We start from the raw sequence: 16,732 nt of genomic DNA, 5'->3' as shown, positions 1-16,732 counted from the left end.
TGATTGTTAAAGTGCTTTGGCACGCTCCAATAGCGCATCTGCCAGTTTAATGATTTTTGAAGTTTCCAGCTCGGCTAAACCTCTCGCGGCTTCTGCCGCTTTGATCGCTTCTTTCTTTTTCTTCAATGCAATGCAGATATCTGCCAAGGTACCCTGATTGGAATAGCTCGATGGATTCAACTCTGCCGCCTGTTTTGCCAAGATATAACATTGTTTAAGGATAGCAGGTTTAGCGACATCTCCTTTTGCATTGGCATTACGTCGGGCGATAAAACTAAGCTTCTCATCCTCGTCTTTTAGGAGCCCTTTCCGCAAGTTGTCAGTCAACGAAACAAACTCATTTTCTGTACCATGAGCTGCGACCCATTCAACCTGATACATTGCGGCCTCAATCTTGTGCTCCGGTTTATTTGACTGTTCAAAATAGGCCAGCCCCTTTCTAAATTCGTCGGCTTTGTTATCACGGATGTAACCATACATCGCATACCTCAAGAGCTGTATTTCCTTATTTTCAAATTCTGTTGCCAAGGCTATGCTTTTAAAATACGCCTTGTTTGATTCGAAAAATTTACCGTAACGGTCATCTAGACGCTGTGCCATCATTTTAATCGTTTCCCAACCATTTGGACTTCGCAAGAACTCATCAGAGGCAACACTGTCCAACGCTTTTTTAGCATTATCTGTAGCCTTATTGTCCGTTTGTTCCATAACTTTTATGTAGCGCAATAGAAAGTTAGATTCACGAGTTCCCTGATCATACTGCCTGCGTAGATTCGGAATCTGATAATTAGGATCATTCGCTTGTTGCGCCTGCTTTAGGAAAAGATCAGCCTCCATACGGGACTGTGTTCTATAGATCAATGTCCCCTGTCCGTCCAGAAACAAATAGGTAGGAAAGCTTTTTATCTGATATTTTTTTGCAATGTCCACTCCCTCACCTACCTCACAATCGAACTTGGTATTAATAAATTTCGAATTAAAGTATTCCGCAACTTCGGGCTGTGAAAACACATTGCCTTCCATCCATTTACAGGGTGCGCACCAAGAGGTAAAACCATCTAAAAAGATCAGTTTATTTTCTTTTTTTGCCAATTCCTTCGCCTCGCTAAAAGTTAGCTTTTGGAATTGTATATGTTCTTGTGCCAGCAATATTACAGACTGTACAAAGGCCAGCGATGTCAATAGTAGTTTCTTCATGAAAGTATTTTTTAAAACTTCGAACCAATCTTTGCGTATGATCGGCAAAGATTGGTTAGGTAAAAGCATTTATATTTTTTATCGTTCGTATTGTGGAATTCCTGGATTTAAGGAAAGTACTTTTGGCGGAACAGGAAGTACCATCCTAAGGTCTGTTGATTCCATCTCAAATACTTTATCGGCCAGTGGATGCTTAATTGATTTCTTATAATTGTCCGCAATAACCAAACGCTTCAGGTCGATCAATCTATCAGAAGCCGTAAAAGGCATCTCACGGCGTCTTTCTTCTAGAACCAACTGTAGCACCACTTTCGGATCACTAGCTGTCAATGCCCTATTATTTTCAATACGACTATTTCTTAGCGTATTCAAGAAATCTAAAGCTTCTACAGTGTTTCCACTACGCGCTGCTGCTTCCGCTGCGATCAAGAATAATTCTGGCGTATTAAATCCTGTGCTGAATTCAACATATGGGGCATAAAGCACACGTCCAGGAAATTTGACTAAATTAGGGCCAAAGGAGGCTTGATCGCGACAGAAAAATAATTCGTAGCGCTTGTCATTCGCTCCAGCTGGAAGATCTTTGGCATAAGTATCAATCAGTTCCTTCGATGCATAAAATTCAGCATTTTGTGTCCCCAATGAACTTGTACCTAATCTTGACCATACGGCTTCAATATTGGTTCTTGAATCTGGGAATTGTACTGTATTATCCGTCTTTAAGCAAACCCTTCCCCATGTTGTTTTGTCCTTATTTGTATATAAGCTATAGTCGATCAAATTTCTATTGGTGGCTAGCGCCTGCTTGACATTCTCTAAAGCCTCTTTGAATTTCCCCTGATACAGATAAACACGACTCAAAAAAGAATATCCCACAAAGCGTACTGCCTGAAATTTATTGGATTGTGTTGTGCTTAAATTAGGAAGTGCCTCATTAAGATCTTTTAATACTTGGTCATAGATAACCTGTACTGACACACGCTCATATTTTTGATTTATATCTTCTTGCAAAACCAGCGGTACACCTAAGTCCTTATCCGCACTAGTTGGGTTATAATGGGCAGCATAGATATTGACCAGGCTTAGGTACTCAAATGCCCGGCCAATTTTTGCTTCGGCCCATACCCTTTTTTTCTCACCCTCCGAGCCATCGGATGAAGTCAATACATTATTTATAATTACGTTGTAAGTAAAGATATGACTATATGCCGTTTCCCAGTAGGGGTCATACTGACCATCTTCGAATATTGCGCCATGAGCAAGACTGTATAGCTGCTTTTTGACATAATCATAGTAATCAAAACTAGCTGCGGACTGCACATCCTGTGGATCACCCGATTGGAGATTATCCGCCAGATAGTTTGGATAAACGGGAGAGGCACGTACCAACGACTGGTCATTTAATAATAACTTGTAATCGTTAAGAGCTTCCGGAATCGTGAACCCCTTGGGTTTTATATCTAAGTACTTATTGCAGCTGTTCAAAGTCAATAAGCCAAATAACAATCCAATATATATTTTTCTCATTATGTTTTCCTTTTTTAAAATCCTACAGATACGCCTAAATTATATACCACTGGAGCCAATACTCCCCTACTTGGGCTACTTACCGAACTAAATCCAGTCCAGACTTCAGGATCGAGATTATCCTTATTTGCGGCCCAGCGCCAAGCGTTTAATATCTGCCCAGTCAGACGTATATAACTCAGCTTTGTTGGTGCAATCCATTTACCTGGAAAATTATAGGATAGTGAAACATCTCTCAACTTAATATAATCAGCCTTTTGAACAAACTTATGTGCTGCATTATAGATATCTGAGATATTTCCGGAGGCCGCTGAAATGAAAGCAGGAGCAATATCAGGGTTATTTTCATCTCCCGGTTTTTTCCAATAATTCAACCAAAGCTTATCGAAGTTACTGTTATAGTTCAGTTCGGCGTATTTGCTCAAGAACTCGGGGCGAACACCTCGCATCACATGACCCCCATTGAAAATAAACATAAAGGAAAGGGTAAAGTCTTTATATCTAAATCCATTTCTGAAAGAAATATTATACGGCGGAATTGTCGTTCCTTCATAAATGAGATCGTCAACCGTCAGTTGCTGTGTATTCTCAACCAAACTACCGTCAGCTTTTCTTGCCAAAGGCCTTCCTTTATCGTTCAAGCCAGCATAATCGATGCTATATAAACTACCCATCGGGATACCTACTCGATTTTGAGGCGTATAATAATAATAGTAAGGCGTATTTTGTTCTACAAATAGATTCGTGATCTCATTTTTATTGTAACTAAAATTCAAAGTACCGTTCCAGCTGAACTTTTCGTGTTGGATAATTTTGCCATTAAGCCCCAACTCGATCCCCTTATTGCGCATATCACCATAATTAAGCAACACCATATCCCATCCCAATGTTGGATCTAATGGAGTATTTCCCAAAAGATCTGTGGTCTTTTTGCTATAAATATCTATAGAAGAGGAAAGTCTATTATTGAATAGGGAAAGATCAAGTCCAAAGTTGAATACACTTGTCCGCTCCCACCTTAACAGGGGGTTAGGAGGCGAAGCGATATAGGCCTGCATTTCACCATTAAAATAGTTTAAACTATTACTGACCCGCGAAATCAAATAAGGCCCATTGTCCTTCGGTACATTCCCATTCACGCCATAGGTCATTCTTAGAGACCAGCGATCTAATGGCCGCCAATCTATTTTTGGCAAATGATACAACGTTCCTATAGACCATAAAGGTTTATATTGATTTTTGATATCCGTACCGAATAGGTTAGATTGATCCATCCGTATACTTCCACTTAATGTCAGCTTTTTGTTGTATGTATAAGATCCGTTCGCATAAAAAGAGACAAATCTATCAACTAAATCCTGAAAACCGGTTTCTCTTTTCGAGATAGAATAACTATTAAACAGTGCCTGTGTATTTTGAATTTGAATTCCGAACAACTCTTCGTTAATTCCTTTATAAACTAAACTGCTTTCATCATAGCCATATTTATAGATATTGGTATATCGATTATTAATTTGCCTACGTTCAGCACCTGCTATAGCAACGATTTCATGTTTATCATGGATGGTGTTCTGATAGTTGAACTGACCACGTAAGGTATAACTATTGACATCATTGCGTTGTTCTGCAAATTGCCCTCCCTGAGGAATATTGCGTTTTATTAATCCATCTTTTCCGATCTGTGTAGCATCATTAACCATAGCACTGACCAACTGTGAGGCCTTTCTATTTAATGTTCCATTATAACCTTCGGTTCTTTCACTCTGATAGGATAAGTCGAAATCCAACCCTCTAGTAATCTTAAAGTTTGCTGCAAAATTTAAATTGAGATATTTATTATAAAACTTTTCATGTACAGCAGAAACATGATTTACAGGGATATAAGTCTCATCCTCCAGGCCTAATCCATTTAAGCGATCTATCTCATATTGAGATTTTGAATTAAACCACTGGGAAGCGGAACCGTCTTCATTACGGAGAAGATAATATGAAGCTTTTCCGCCAATATAATTGTCGTAAAAATTGAAACCAATGTCTCCTTCTCTATTTTGATTTTTCCCTAGAATATTCGCTCTTAAGTTAAACCAATCCGTAAACTTAAAGTTATTTTTCAAGCTAAATCCCAGTTCTTTATTGGTAGGCTTTCCTTTGTTATAATCTCCAGGCTGGTTATAATTCAACGAATAATGATAAGTATATCGATCTGATCCTCCAGAAACCGCTAAATTATGCTGCTGGTCAAATCGAATCGTATTTAAGAATTCATCCATCTGACTAAAACGATCCCTATTTCGATAAACATCCAACTGCTTCTCCATTTCCTCCCCTGAGATTACACCTCCTTTCTTGTTATAGAGAATTCGGTAAACGTCATTCATAGCCTTTCTGGGGTCTATCGCAGCGTAATCGCCAGAACGATAATCAAACATTTCTTTTTGAAAGTTCACCAATTCAGCACTACTCATCTTATTCAGATAATTGCGACTTGGCAGCCCGCGAAAAGACAATGTATTGCTATAGTCGACCTTAGTTTTACCTGCTGTACCAATCTTTGTTGTAATGACGATAACTCCATTGGATGATCGTACACCATAGATTGAGGCCGCAGATGCATCTTTTAGAACAGTAAACGAAGCGATTTCATTGGGATTAATAGCAGTGAGATCTCCCTCATAAGGCATTCCATCAACGACAATTAAAGGTGCAGCCTGCGCGTTGATTGTTGAACGACCGCGTATCTCAATGCCTAAATTATTTTTGTTATTTTGCGGACTAGCGGTGTTACGAACCAAATTCAGGCCAGGAAGCAATCCATCAATTCGATCTAATAGGTTTGGTTGCAATCGTCCCTCCATATCTTTCGCAGTGACTTGCGCGATGGAACCAGCAGCTCGCTCTTTACTGATCTTTTGATACCCTGTATTTACGGTTACATTTACCTCCTGCAATTGTGCATCTATTGCATACAGCCTAATAGTTCCAAGATTAGATTTTACCGGAAGTGAAAGTGGTGAAAATCCAACCATTGTAATCTCCAACAAATTGTTTGCACTGACGCTATTGATTTCAAAATACCCATTTTGATCTGTAGTCGTACCTTGTGGTACACCTTTGACACGAATGGTCGCACCTTGTAATGGACGATTATTATCATCAACAACAAAGCCCTTGATCAGCATCTTTTGATCTGATAAACTATTGTAATTCGAAACAATTCCCCCTTGTTCGACTTTTTCACGTACAACGATTATCTTTCCCTTAATTTCAAAACTAAGATTCAGATCATTCAATAATTTTTCAAGTGTTCCATTCAGTGTTCCTTTTTCAACATTGAGCTGAACCCTCGTATTTGGATCAATAGTCTTTGCTGCCCATACGTAGGAGTAGCCCGTCTGTTTATTGATGGTCAAAAAGACTTTTCTCAACGAAACAGATTTTTCATGAATAGATACACTTTGTCCGTAAGTTTTAGCTCCTACATGAAGCAAACAACAGGACATCATAATGGTAGTAAGCGATATACGCATAATGTTTCCCCTCCAATGCGACCTTCCCCAAAAGTCTGTCCGATCGCTGTTTTTCATAATTTCCGCTTGTCCGTGTAGGGCACGACAAACTTCTGCATAATTTTTATACATTTGTTTTAGGTTAAGAATTAAAATTCAGTTACAGTTAGAATTGCTTGACCAGAAGCCCTATTTGTTGCAAGCGTTTAGGGCTTCGTCTTTTCATTTAGATTGCTTTTTATCTACATAAATTGTGTTTTCTTTAAATTTGAAATTGACTTTTCCTGTACTCTCTAGTACATTGATAATATCTTTTAAGCGGCTATTACGGGACAACATCCCTTCAAATTTTTCTGACTTTATCTCGTTATCAAGGTAAACCACATTGACGTTATACCAAACAGAAATATCCTCCATAATAACAGACAGCGGTTCAGAGTTGAATATAAAATAACCATCTTTCAATGCATTACCGATTTCAGTATCTATGGTTCTACGTTGGATATGACCAGTATTGATATATGCCTCCTCTCCAGGAGATAAAACAATCTGCCTTTCTCCCTGCTGAACCCTCACTTTTCCTTCATATAAGGTAACCCTAAAGTCACTTAGACTTTTATTTGCCTTAACATTAAAATGCGTACCTAATACCGTCACGTGAATATTTCCGGTTTGAACATTAAATGGTTTCACTTGTGATAATTCTCCTGAGGGGAAGTATTTCTTTGCTACTTCAAAATAAGCTTCGCCGACCAATCGAACCAGTCTGAGACTATCTGTTTCATAATAATCCAATTGGGTCTCAGCATTCATCCAGACCTTAGTACCATCCGGTAAGAGAACGGCCATTTTACCACCTTTGGGGGTAGAAATAAGTAAGCTATCATTCCCTTTAGTCAGGTTATTGGGTAGAGTAGCGAAAGATAATACAGTATCTTTAGGTGAAATGGCGATCGAATCTCCATTTTTCAGGTAGATTGTACCTGCGGTTTGAGCGGGGAGGATTTTTACGTCTGGATTTGCCTGATATCCAGCATCCATCAGGTAACGAACAAAAAATAATGTTAACGTACCGATTAATACTGCAGCGATTCCATACGACCAAATCCTTCTGAAAGGGAAAATAGTTTTTGGAGCACTCAGATGCTCCTGTTCAAAAGTTTCAAAGGATGCTTCCCAATCGTAAGCATATAAGCCCTTCAAATCTCTGGCCAACATCTCCTTGTTATCCAACATATCACATACTTCTCGGTTCGAAGCCGCATTGAGTCGCCAAGAATCTAGTTGCAATTGCTCCTCATAACTTAATCCCTCAAGTTTTGACTTACTCAATAAATAGATGATATGTTCGGTTGTATGCTCCATATTGCTTTATATACTTAAAACAATATTTTGATTTCGTTTCTCTAAAGAGATGGGGGATTTTCTTATAACCAACTGAAAATCAAATTTATAATTTACAACCTAATAATACAAAAGGAGTAACAGTAGACAAAAAAACTGATCAGGCCTAAGCCTTTGCCTGAGAAGTTCAATTCCTCTTTTCTTTTGATTGTATACGGTACTTGTGGTAATACCTAAGGAAATCGCAACTTCTTGTGGACTTAAATCTTCGACGACCAGCTTGTATATTACATGTCGACACTGTTCTGGCAAGGTATCTATAGCGTCGTGAACCTCACGTAGCGTTTCTAGATAGATCATTTGATGGCTGACAGGCAAATCTATCAGATCAACCTGTGTGATATAGTTATCAGCAAGCTGTTGTGATCTCTTATGTTGTTGAATCCGATTAAGTGCCGCGTTTCTGCAACTTGTGTATAAAAAACTCCGGATCGACTCAAAATGATTAAAATCGCTCCGTCTTTCCCATAGCTTTAAAAACACATCCTGGACAATTTCCTCAATAATAACTTTATCCAAGTTCATTTTTTCGAGAAAATAACACATTGGACTATAAAAGGTTCTATACAAGAACTTCAACCCTTCTCTTTCACCTTCACGAAAAGATTCGATGAAATCTTGTTTATTGTGTTCTTGATTTACCTTGTTTTTCACAATTCAATATTACCTAAATTTTAAATAAATATGAACCGTCTGGGTTTAAAATTTCATATTCTGTTAGTTATAGATATTCTTGCTATTACATTTCAGTAAAAAACAGTATATATAATCCAAAAAAAGTAAAGTACTTGTTATTTCTTATAATATCAACGGCGCAGGCTCCTCATAATACTCCTCATTCCATTTTGCTAACTGACACATAATCGGAATAAGTGCCTTTCCTTTTTCAGTCAGAGCGTATTCCACCCGAGGAGGTAACTCTTTAAATTCTTCTCTCAAAATAATGCCATCTTCCTCCAATTCTTTTAAAGAGGACGTCAGTACTTTTCTTGAAATATTTTCGATCAATGCATCGAGTTGTCCAAATCGGGCTTTTCGATCTCTTAGGGTGTATATAATAATGGGCTTCCACCTTGTTCCCAAAATTCCCATAGAGCGTTGCATCGCGCATGAACAATTCTTAAAATCAGTTCTCTTCATTGCAAAAACATTTGATAGTTACACAAAGGTAACTACTTTATACTATCAATAGTTACAAAAATACACTATTTAAAATATCTTTGTAAAGAAATTCGTAAATGATATAAAAAAATGAGCATACAAACACTTTTCAGTCCATTCCAATACAAAAATCTTGTATTAAAAAACCGTTTCGTCATGGCCCCCATGACACGGGCATTTTCTATTGACGGGATCCCTGGAGATGTCGTTACGGGTTATTATGAACGGCGGGCAGCTGGAGACGTTGGTTTGATTCTAACCGAAGGAACTGTGATCGAGAGACCAGCCTCAAAAAACTTAAAGGATATTCCAAATTTTTATGGAGACCAAGCACTAAATGGTTGGAAAAACATTCTTGATGCTGTCCACGCAAAAGGAGGTAAAATAGCACCTCAAATTTGGCATGTAGGGTATACGCCAATGCAGTGGACTCCGCCGGCAGCTTTTGAAAGTCCTGACACAATGACTTTGGCGGATATAGAAAATACTATCCAAGCGTATGCTGATGCTGCAAAAGCTGCCAAAGAGCTAGGTTTCGATGCCTTTGAAATACATGCCGCACATGGTTATTTGATTGATCAATTCTTTTGGGAGGGAATGAACCACAGATCAGATGAATTCGGTGGTGAAACAATAAAGCAGCGTTCCAGATTTGCTGTCGAAGTAGTGAAAGCAATGCGAAAAGCCGTTGGACCTGACTTTGTAATTATCATCAGGCTATCACAATGGAAACAGCAAGATTATACTGCGAGATTAGCCCCTACCCCAAAGCTGATGGAAGACTGGATCTTACCATTAGTTGATGCGGGCGTGGATATTTTCCATGGAAGTCAAAGACGTTATTGGGAACCAGAATTTGAGGGTAGTGATTTAAATTTCGCCGGATGGCTGAAAAAGGTCTCTGGTCAACCGACAATAACGGTAGGTTCGGTAGGACTCGACAAAGATTTTGGTGAAGTATTTACAAATTCAGAATTTAAATCGTCTCCAGCTTCACTGGATGAACTGGTACGTCGATATGAAAGAGGAGACTTCGATTTGGTTGCAGTGGGTCGGGCAATTTTGCAAGATCCAAATTGGGTAAAAAAAGTTCAAGCAGAACAATTCGAAGACTTATCTATCTTTGAGGCCAAAAGCTTAGCAACATTGTCTTAGCTAGATCAATGCGCCAAGTATTCTAATAATTCATATTAACAGTTATATGATAAAAATCCGTAAAAGACGAGCATTCACTTTTATGGATAAAACAAGATATCCATTTGTGTTTGGGTATCTTGTTTTTTTTAAAATCATATGAACTTCCTCAGCTTAATTTTTTCTGATTTTGGATATCGACACATTATTAATAAATTGCTGTTAAAATGAATTTAACCTATCATTATGTCCGATACCCATATTTATATACTTAGTGGATTAGGTGTTGACCGAAGGGTATTTGACAAAATAAATTTTGGGGGCTTAAAAGTCATACACTTGGAATGGATCCCTCCAATTTCAACAGAATCAATTTCATGCTATGCACGACGATTATCCACTAAAATTACGACTAAATGTCCCGTTCTTATTGGATTATCTTTCGGAGGTATGGTTGCCATGGAAATAGCTAAAATTATTGATGTAAAACAAGTTATTTTACTCGCATCTGCAAAACATGAAAACGAACTTCCTAAACTTTATAAACTTATCGGAACACTTAGAATCCACAGATTTATTCCTACTTCAGTTCTAAAATCACATCATATTTTATCAAATTATTTCTTTAGCATAACCTTAAAAGAAGATAAAATGATGCTTAAACAAATACTACAAGATACTGATGCTGAATTTCTGTTTTGGGCGATCAGTCAAATCGTAAAATGGAAAAACAAGACTATTCCTAACAACTTAATCCATATCCATGGCAGCAAAGACCGCATTATCCCAATTAGAAATGTAATCCCCACTTTTATCATTCGAAGGGCTGGTCATTTTATGACAGTCACTCATGCAAAAGAAATTGAAACACTCATACAGGAGATATTATATAAAGATCTGAGCCATTAATAGCTATATCTAATCTTCAACGATCTATCAGCCGAACAACTACGATAAAGAAGTTTAACGACTAACTTTGGATAAATATTAGAAACAAAAACAGGTTAATTTTCCTTCCATTTAATGGTAGCTTATATTTTCATGTTATCTTTCAACGATTGAAAATTGTCACCACCAATTATTTTAATGTCAGGAAAAAAATTATATATACTCTACTATCATCCAAAATCTTTTCTTATCCTTTCATTTATGTCTAAAAATTCATTAATTTGTTCTACCAGTACATGGAAGACGCATTAAACGAATCCAAATTATTCCTAGCTTTTCTAAGAAAAGATGAAAAAGCTTTTGAATTCCTATTTCATAGGTTTTATTCGCCCTTATGCCTATATGCGATCAAGTTCGATATAGAAAAAGAAAGTGCGGAGGAGCTTGTCCAAGATGTTCTTTTAAAAATTTGGTCAACAGACTTTCATTTTGATTCTTACGACAAGCTAAAGTCATTTCTTTACCTGAGTACAAAGAATGCGACTATTAATTACCTGGACAAGCGAAAAAGACGCTTGACTAATTATGACAATTATGCCAATCAAATAAGCAGTATTGTTGAAGACGATAGCAGGTGGATTATTTATGCAGAAACATTACAACTGATCAAAAATGTATTAGAAAAACTACCTACTCAATGTGCTACCATTATGAAATTAAATATCATAGATGGTCTAGATACGAAAGAAATTGCACAAAAATTAAATATAACTAGCAGCACTGTTTACACACAGAAAACAAAGGGGTTGGCTTTGCTAAAACAGTTATTGGACAATGGCGATTATCTTCTAGTGTTATTATTAATCGACACATTCAAAAAATAAAAACACTAACAATCAGCTAATTAAAAATAAAACAAAAAAAGGAATAGCAATTCTAGCTTCGAATTCTGTTATAATCATAAATACTAACCAAAGAATTTATGGAGCTGAGCCCTTTCGAAGTAAGTGAATTAATATCTGCAAAAAAGCTTGGGATCCTATCCGATGAGGGTGAGACAAAATTGAATCATTGGCGCTCCTCCTCAGCACAGCATGAAGAGTTATTTCAAACCCTGATTTCAAATAATCCCTATGAACAGGATGTTGATTGGGCTTTTTCTTTACCCGTTCATGAGGTAATTGAAAAAGCAAAAAGTAAGATTACATTTGAACGACCTAATCTCTTTCATCTTTTTATTAAAAAATATGGGATTGCTATTGCTGCCTGTACAATTGCCGCGCTATTTATCCTCCTTTGGAATTTTAAGCTCGATCGTACCTCACGGAATATTGTTCCAGGTAGTTTTCGCGCTTCCATTCAACTTGAAGATGGAAAATCACTACAACTACCTGTCGAAAAAAAATATTTCAACATTTCTGAAGAATTAAAAAAAATCACGTCAAATAATCCTTTAAAACAGGAAAAAACATTGATTATAAGCACTCCCAAAGGAGGTCAATATCATATATTGCTTCCCGATGGCAGTGCAGTTAGGTTAAACGCGGCTTCCACGTTGATATTTCCGGAGGAATTTGATCATAAACAAAGGACGGTAAAGCTTATCGGGGAGGCTTTTTTTGAAATCAGCAAAATTAAAAATGGAGATGGCACCGCTGTTCCATTTTTTGTACAATGTAATGAGCAGGAAATTCAGGTACTGGGCACAAAATTTAATGTAAGTAGCTATAGTGAAGACAAATCCACAATCACAACACTCATGGAGGGATCGGTAAAAATCAATTATAATAGTACCGCCACAAAAGAAGCTATCATTTTAAAACCAAACGAACAGGCCATATCGACCGCTGGTCAAAACACTTATAAACGCGAAGTAGATAACCAATCCGATATTGCCTGGACTAAAGATCAATTCGAGTTTGTCGCTGAGCCCTTGGAAAGCGTCATGGTTAAACTTGCGCGTTGGTATGATTTCGATTTTGAATTTATAGATCAAAAACTAAGGAAAGTAAAAATTGAAGGAATTATTCCGCGTTATGCTAGTGCTGAAGATTTATTTAAGTTATTATCAAAAGCCAGTAACGCCAATTTTATTATAGAAAAATCAAAAATTAAAATAAACTAATATTATTAATCTAATATCACTAAAAGAAAGGAGAACACACCCGCAAATTTATGTCAGATCGATTAAGGAGACGCGCCAACGTCCCCTTAATAAAGTTAAAGGATCGTAAACTACCATTATTTAAAATCAATTAACCGTAACAAATGTATCATTTTTTTACCAAAAAAGATGTTGGAGACTTCTTTTGTGTAGTCCCGACAGATGAACAAAGTACAGGTGAAAAATCTGTATCGCGTATATTTACCAATGCGCTTATGAAAATCTCTTTATCATCACTACTACTTTTAGGGATGATGGGGGTCCAGGCCAATACCATGGCACAAAGAGTCAATATCAATAAAAAAAATGTTAGTCTCCGAAAGATACTGCAAGAAATTAACATTCAGACGGGTTACCATTATTTATGGGCAGCACCAAATATTGATCCATTGACCTGTACCTCTGTCTCATTTAACAATCTCCCTTTACAAGAGGCATTAAAAACCCTTGAAAAGAATACGCCTATTTTTTTCGAACTGGAGAAAGATATGATCATGGTTAAACAGCGTCAGTCTGAAATTGGTGGTATTCAATTAAAAGAAACAATACTACTACTTAATCTTAAAAACCAGTCCAAAATAAGAGGAAAAGTTGTTGACGAAAATGGCAATGTACTTGTCGGCGCCAACGTAATGATACAAGGAAGAAAAAAAGGTACCATCACTAATAGTAATGGAGAATTCACTTTAGATAATTCTTCCGTAGGAACAAATATCATCATATCCTATATAGGGTATGAAAGCATCACTATCCCAGTTACAAACAATCTCGGAGTCATCACATTGGCATTAAAAACGGGGACATTAAATGAGGCTACAGTGGAAGTCAATACTGGATATCAGAAACTCCCCAAAGATCGCGTCACTGGATCTTTCAGTTATGTGAGTGGTGAAAAACTGGAAAGAAAACTAGCGACAGATCTCAAAAGTGCTCTTGAAGGCCAAACAACAGGTTTAACAATTGATAAGGCGGGAAAAATAGAAATTAGAGGAGTCTCGACCTTTAATGCACAAAAAACACCTTTGATTGTAATTGACGGTTATCCCGTCGAAACAACAATAGATGATATCAATCCAATGAATATAGCGAGCATAACGGTGTTAAAAGATGGCGTGGCCGCATCAATCTATGGTTCTAGAGCAGCCAATGGGGTCATTGTTGTTACTACAAAGTCTGGACAAAATAGTGAACCTAAAATAAGCTATTCAGGTTTTGTAAATATTATTCAGAAACCACAGCTAAAGTATCTGAATAAAGCGACAACATCGGACTATATTGACGCAGAGATAGACCTTTTCAACCTAAATCCAAATGGTCCCTCAACGATGGATCCATATAACATGAGCCGGGTGACCTATCTGTTGATGCAAGAGCGTGAAGGGAAGATTAGCCATCAAGATGCAATGGCTGAGATCAATGGACTTCGCGGTATCAATGCTTTAGATCAAATCCAGGATCTGTTTTTCAGAAATAAAGTAACCCATCAGCATAACATTAATATCGCTGGCGGATCGCCTAAAAGCAGTTATAATTTTTCCGTCAACTATCAACAGACCAAGGACAATCTCATTAACAATGATTCAAAACGATTAATCACCGATTTTAAAAACGAATGGCAGCTTTTTCCATTCTTAACCGCTGGAGCTGCTGCCAATTTCACGTATAATAAAGGGAATAGCACTTCATTTACATATTCTACCATTTACGGTCCAGAATTGGCAGGTGACAATTATCAATCTTTAGCTGGTTTTTCAGGAGGATCAATGATTATGCCGTATACCAATCTATTGGACGACAATGGCAATCCGGCAGCAATATGGGGTATCAGTCAATATAAGGTAAATACCTACAAAAACACCCCCGGCATGAAGTCCTGGGATTATGTTCCTTTAGAAGACATGGGAAAAATGCCCAGTTACAGCAATATCTATAATTTTAGGATGAGCGGGTTTCTAAGAGCCAATATCGTAGAAGGACTTACAGCAGAAGTCGGAGGTAATTGGGTCAAAGGAACGGCAAATGTCAAAAATATCCAACGGGCAGACTCCTATAACGCTCGTATCGCCTATAACGATGGTACCTCCAAATCAAATCCCGCTAATCATTATATTCCCGATGGAAGCATCTTGGACGAATTCAAAAATATCAATGAAACCTGGACGCTTCGTACACAGCTCAATTATAGCAAAAACTTCTCCGATAACAAACATCTGTTGCACGCCTTAATCGGAAACGAAATCAGAAAAATCACCTCTGACAACAATAGATTGGCTACCCGAGCTGGCTATAATGAAAATGCAGGCTCATTTATCCCTGTCAACATCAAAGATTTTACTGCTGGAATTTACAACGCAGATATGCTATTTCCGAATGGTGGCGTATCGCTGACCGATGGTTCACTAACTTATGGAGATAATCGCTTTGTATCCTGGTATGCCAATGGATCATACGAATATGACAATAGATTTATCCTAAGCGGAAGTATCCGACTAGATCTTACCAATTTCTTTGGTACAGATAAAAAGTACCGCTACAAACCGATGTGGTCGCTTGGAGGAACTTATAAATTAAGTAACGAGAAATGGTGGGATAAAGCTGTTTTCAGTAAACTTAATATCAGAGGTTCCTATGGTATCAATGGAAATATTTCCCTGAGAAATGGTCCGTTTTTGATTTTGAGCGTGGGCAGCTACAGTCCTACAACAGGTGGAGTTTCCTATGGAATCTCCTCGCCTCCCAATAAGCAATTGCGCTGGGAAAAAACGAATATTGCCAATGCGGGAATAGACTTCGGTTTATTCAACAATACGATAGAAGGTAGCTTTGATTATTACAACAAGAACAGTTCTGACCTCTTAGCTGCCGACGCCGCAGATCCGACTCTAGGTTTTAGCTCCCTAACAAAAAATGTAGGGAAAATGACCAATCATGGATTTGAGCTTGGGCTCAACGTCCACGCTATCAAAAATAGTAAATTTAGCTGGGATATTTTGCCCAATATCTCCTTTAACGCAAACAAAGTAAAACACTACAATGTAAGCCGCCCGTACACAGGTAGTTATACTACTCCAGGAGGAATCATGGTTGCTGGATATCCTTCAGACGGTTTGTGGGGCTATCGTTTTGCAGGTCTTAATGAACTCGGTCAAACGCAAGTTTATACCAGAGACAATCAGGTTGTATTGGCAAGCAATGCTGAAGTTACCGACTTGGTCTATCAGGGGACCTTTAGACCAAAATGGGATCTTGCTTTAACAAATCGCTTCAGCTATCAAAATTGGGACCTATCTTTTATGTTTATAGCAAAGCTAGGCCATAAATATAGGAAGGATACGTTTAGTGGATCCAACTATCAAAACCGACATGTAGCCGAAAGATGGCGGAAACCGGGAGACGAAAAGAATACAATATATCCCGTTTTGGAAGAATGGAATATGGATATGTTCTCCTTCCCTTTTGCGGATGTCAATGTAGGTAATGCCAGTTATGCCAAATTAAGGGACATCACACTTTCCTATAATCTCGAGAAACTGAGCAAAAGAATTGGTCTTACCAACGCAAGAATATTTGTCCAGGGCAGAAACCTATTTCGTATTACGGCCAAAGGTGTGGACATAGACCCCGAAACTACAGAATTCAATGTAAGTGGTGGTACTGGGGCAGGAACAGATCAAGGATTTACCTCACTGCCTTTACCACGCGAGATATTTATTGGTTTACGATTCGGACTCTAACCTAAAAATTAATTGAA

At 37.8% G+C, this 16,732-nt stretch carries 11 protein-coding genes; 5 read left to right on the top strand and 6 right to left on the bottom strand.

Features of this window, described 5'->3' with window-relative positions; genetic code table 11:
* Positions 1-6: 6 nt before the first annotated feature.
* From OGI71_RS01475 to OGI71_RS01450, 6 genes are all read right to left on the bottom strand, one after another.
* Positions 7-1,197, bottom strand: coding sequence for a thioredoxin fold domain-containing protein (locus OGI71_RS01475; protein ID WP_282253530.1), 1,191 nt, complete (start codon positions 1,195-1,197; stop codon positions 7-9).
* A 78-nt stretch (positions 1,198-1,275) separates the two neighbouring features.
* Positions 1,276-2,724 carry a RagB/SusD family nutrient uptake outer membrane protein gene (locus tag OGI71_RS01470; RefSeq protein WP_282253529.1) on the bottom strand — a complete coding sequence of 483 codons (1,449 nt, stop codon included), beginning with the start codon at positions 2,722-2,724 and terminating at the stop codon, positions 1,276-1,278.
* A 14-nt stretch (positions 2,725-2,738) separates the two neighbouring features.
* Positions 2,739-6,362 carry a SusC/RagA family TonB-linked outer membrane protein gene (locus tag OGI71_RS01465; RefSeq protein WP_282253528.1) on the bottom strand — a complete coding sequence of 1,208 codons (3,624 nt, stop codon included), beginning with the start codon at positions 6,360-6,362 and terminating at the stop codon, positions 2,739-2,741.
* 90 nt (positions 6,363-6,452) lie between these two features.
* A complete protein-coding gene (locus tag OGI71_RS01460) occupies positions 6,453-7,595 on the bottom strand; it encodes a FecR family protein (protein WP_282253527.1) in 1,143 nt (380 codons plus the stop codon).
* Between the two features lie 99 nt (positions 7,596-7,694).
* Positions 7,695-8,288: a sigma-70 family RNA polymerase sigma factor gene (locus OGI71_RS01455; protein WP_282253526.1), complete on the bottom strand. Its 594-nt coding sequence runs from the start codon at positions 8,286-8,288 to the stop codon at positions 7,695-7,697.
* A gap of 144 nt (positions 8,289-8,432) precedes the next feature.
* A complete protein-coding gene (locus tag OGI71_RS01450) occupies positions 8,433-8,774 on the bottom strand; it encodes a helix-turn-helix domain-containing protein (protein ID WP_244211796.1) in 342 nt (113 codons plus the stop codon).
* A 111-nt stretch (positions 8,775-8,885) separates the two neighbouring features.
* On the opposite strand from OGI71_RS01450, the gene OGI71_RS01445 reads away from it, so the two are divergent.
* The 5 genes from OGI71_RS01445 (at position 8,886) to OGI71_RS01425 (ending at position 16,715) form a co-directional block, all read left to right on the top strand.
* Positions 8,886-9,950: an NADH:flavin oxidoreductase gene (locus OGI71_RS01445; RefSeq protein ID WP_282253525.1), complete on the top strand. Its 1,065-nt coding sequence runs from the start codon at positions 8,886-8,888 to the stop codon at positions 9,948-9,950.
* Positions 9,951-10,175: 225 nt separating this feature from the next.
* Positions 10,176-10,838, top strand: a complete 663-nt coding sequence (locus OGI71_RS01440) for an alpha/beta hydrolase (RefSeq protein WP_282253524.1) — start codon at positions 10,176-10,178, stop codon at positions 10,836-10,838.
* Between the two features lie 275 nt (positions 10,839-11,113).
* Positions 11,114-11,701, top strand: coding sequence for a sigma-70 family RNA polymerase sigma factor (locus tag OGI71_RS01435; RefSeq protein WP_282253523.1), 588 nt, complete (start codon positions 11,114-11,116; stop codon positions 11,699-11,701).
* A gap of 98 nt (positions 11,702-11,799) precedes the next feature.
* Positions 11,800-12,942 (top strand): FecR domain-containing protein, encoded by a 1,143-nt coding sequence (locus tag OGI71_RS01430; protein WP_282253522.1) that lies wholly within the window; start codon positions 11,800-11,802, stop codon positions 12,940-12,942.
* Between the two features lie 143 nt (positions 12,943-13,085).
* Positions 13,086-16,715 (top strand): SusC/RagA family TonB-linked outer membrane protein, encoded by a 3,630-nt coding sequence (locus OGI71_RS01425; RefSeq protein WP_282253521.1) that lies wholly within the window; start codon positions 13,086-13,088, stop codon positions 16,713-16,715.
* The last annotated feature ends 17 nt before the right edge of the window (positions 16,716-16,732 follow it).

The sequence above is a fragment of the Sphingobacterium sp. ML3W genome (genome assembly GCF_029542085.1).
Taxonomy (GTDB): Bacteria; Bacteroidota; Bacteroidia; order Sphingobacteriales; family Sphingobacteriaceae; genus Sphingobacterium.
Note: the sequence above shows the minus strand (reverse complement) of the source record. Positions and strands in the feature narration are given on the sequence as shown.

Excerpts from the sequence above, each read along its gene's own strand:
- OGI71_RS01475 (WP_282253530.1), bottom strand. The coding sequence starts at position 1,197 with ATGAAGAAACTACTATTGACATCGCTGGCCTTTGTACAGTCTGTAATA.
- OGI71_RS01470 (WP_282253529.1), bottom strand. The coding sequence starts at position 2,724 with ATGAGAAAAATATATATTGGATTGTTATTTGGCTTATTGACTTTGAAC.
- OGI71_RS01465 (WP_282253528.1), bottom strand. The coding sequence starts at position 6,362 with ATGTATAAAAATTATGCAGAAGTTTGTCGTGCCCTACACGGACAAGCG.
- OGI71_RS01460 (WP_282253527.1), bottom strand. The coding sequence starts at position 7,595 with ATGGAGCATACAACCGAACATATCATCTATTTATTGAGTAAGTCAAAA.
- OGI71_RS01450 (WP_244211796.1), bottom strand. The coding sequence starts at position 8,774 with ATGAAGAGAACTGATTTTAAGAATTGTTCATGCGCGATGCAACGCTCT.
- OGI71_RS01445 (WP_282253525.1), top strand. The coding sequence starts at position 8,886 with ATGAGCATACAAACACTTTTCAGTCCATTCCAATACAAAAATCTTGTA.
- OGI71_RS01440 (WP_282253524.1), top strand. The coding sequence starts at position 10,176 with ATGTCCGATACCCATATTTATATACTTAGTGGATTAGGTGTTGACCGA.
- OGI71_RS01435 (WP_282253523.1), top strand. The coding sequence starts at position 11,114 with ATGGAAGACGCATTAAACGAATCCAAATTATTCCTAGCTTTTCTAAGA.
- OGI71_RS01430 (WP_282253522.1), top strand. The coding sequence starts at position 11,800 with ATGGAGCTGAGCCCTTTCGAAGTAAGTGAATTAATATCTGCAAAAAAG.
- OGI71_RS01425 (WP_282253521.1), top strand. The coding sequence starts at position 13,086 with ATGTATCATTTTTTTACCAAAAAAGATGTTGGAGACTTCTTTTGTGTA.